This window comes from Streptomyces yokosukanensis (assembly GCF_001514035.1).
Lineage (GTDB): Bacteria > Actinomycetota > Actinomycetes > Streptomycetales > Streptomycetaceae > Streptomyces > Streptomyces yokosukanensis.
Map to the genome: position 1 here is coordinate 27,399 of NZ_KQ948234.1, position 1,834 is coordinate 29,232.

A 1,834-nucleotide genomic window follows, 5' to 3' on the forward strand; every position below is an offset into this window, starting at 1 on the left:
CCGTCGGCGAGGTTGCGGTCGGCGAAGAGCTCGGTCTCGGTGGTGCCGTCGGCGAGCGAGAAGCGGGGGTTCTGGTCGACGCCCCGGTAGCTGCCGAGGGTGAGCGCCCAGCCGGGGGCGGCCCGGGTATTGAGCGGGCTGCGCTTGGCGACGACGGCGCCGGGCCCCTTGGCGGTCAGGGCCGGTCGGACAACCGCCTCGACGGTGAAGTCGGCGGGCAGGGCGAGGTCCGGGCTGTCGGGGACGGTGAGGCTGCTGTCGGGGGCGGTGAAGCCGAAGGCCGGGCCGAATCGCCCGGTCTGGCCTGCCTGGGCGGCGCCGTTGACGGCGGCGGGGTGCCGCCCGCCGGCGTCGGCGGCTGATGCGACCTTGAGGTCGTCGGGCGTGGGCCGGTCGTCGAGGTGGTAGAGCACGAGGGTGCCATCGTCCGGCGCGTACGGACGGGGCGGGAAGCGGGGTGCGCCGAGGTCCTGGCCGAGCAGGTCGAGACCGGCGCCGCGGGCGCCGCTGGCGCTGCGTTGGCGGGCGACATCGGCGCTCCGCCGGGTGAGGTCCTGGACGTCGCGGCCGATGGTCCACAGCAGCCGGGCCAGGGTGCCGAGCAGCGCGGTGAGTTCCCAGTCCTGCGGCCCGGCGGGGGCCGGGGGCAGCGGGTGCAGTCCGGTGAGTTCCAGCACGGCAGTGAACTCGGCGGCGCTGCCCGGAAGTTCGACGGCGAGCTGGTCGCCGGCGGGCCAGCCTGCCGGGAAGCGCAGGTCGGTGCTCTCCTCGGGCGCACCGGGGGTCCGGGTGAAGGTGATCCGGACGGTGAGCGGTTCGGCGATGTCGGCGGCCGGCGCGAGCAGGAAACGGGGCGCGTCCGGGTCGCGTCCGTGGTGGGCCCGGTAGGCGGAGAGGTCGTAGGCGGGGCGCAGGGTGCCGGTGTCGTCGGCGGTGAGCGGCACGGCGAGCCGTTCCATGCCCCGGTCGTAGGCGGGGGTGAGGCCGGTGGCCATCACGTCCAGGAAGTCGGTGCTCATGGGCTCGCCACCTGGAGGTCGATCAGCGGGCTGTCGAGGTCGAAGTAGGCGATCTCGTCGGCGGCCAGGGTGAGGTTCTCGCCCACCGACAATTCCACGGCGCCGCCGAACACGGCACCGCCGAAACCGACTTCGGCGAAGAGGGGGGCGCCGCGGCGCAGCCGCAGGTTCTGCACGTCGACGACGCCGGCGATCGAGCGGACGGTCAGTACCAGGTCGGAGTGCAGCACGGCGCGGCCCAGGCGCAGCCGGTCCACGCCGGCATGGACGGCGCTGAGGATCGCACCACGGATAGCGTTCGGGTCGTGACCGGGCTGGACCACCAGGGTGGCCCGGATGCCGACGTCGACCTGGTTGGCCTGCCGGATGTCCGGGAAGACGGAGACCGGCCGCCACTGCCGGACGACGTCGAGCACCTTGTCGTACACGGCCGGGATGTCGCCCTCGTCCTGGCGCCAGGGCCAGCCGGGTTCGACGGCGACGACGATGTCGAAGAAGTACGGGGAGCCGGTGCGGCGGCCGGTGGTGAAGGCGTGCTGGCCGAACAGGTAGGTGTTGAAGACGCCGCGGGAGGCGTCGACGCCGCCGAGCGGGTCGAAGACGGCTGTGTCGCGCACGCCGGGGACCTCCAGGATCCGTGCGAGCACGGCGTCCTGGGTCCACAGGGTGCGGGGGACGCCGAGCAGGCGCGCCCGGTAGACGTCGTCGGTCTCGAGGAGGTCGCCGCCGCTGATGGGGGCCCGGTTGGCGACCTGGACGGTGGCCGAGTCGAAGTTGAGGTGGAGGCGGGCCCAGGCGGGTTCGAGTTCGAGGGC

Annotated in this window: 1 protein-coding gene and 1 pseudogene; both read right to left on the reverse strand. The window is 73.9% G+C overall.

What is annotated here, in order from left to right; translation table 11 throughout:
- On the reverse strand, positions 1-1,019 hold a 1,019-nt coding region (locus AQI95_RS40980; protein ID WP_159056680.1), incomplete at its 3' end, for a hypothetical protein.
- Positions 1,016-1,834, reverse strand: a pseudogene (locus AQI95_RS40985) (baseplate J/gp47 family protein); the annotation flags it as partial. The gene AQI95_RS40980 and the pseudogene AQI95_RS40985, both read right to left, overlap by 4 nt.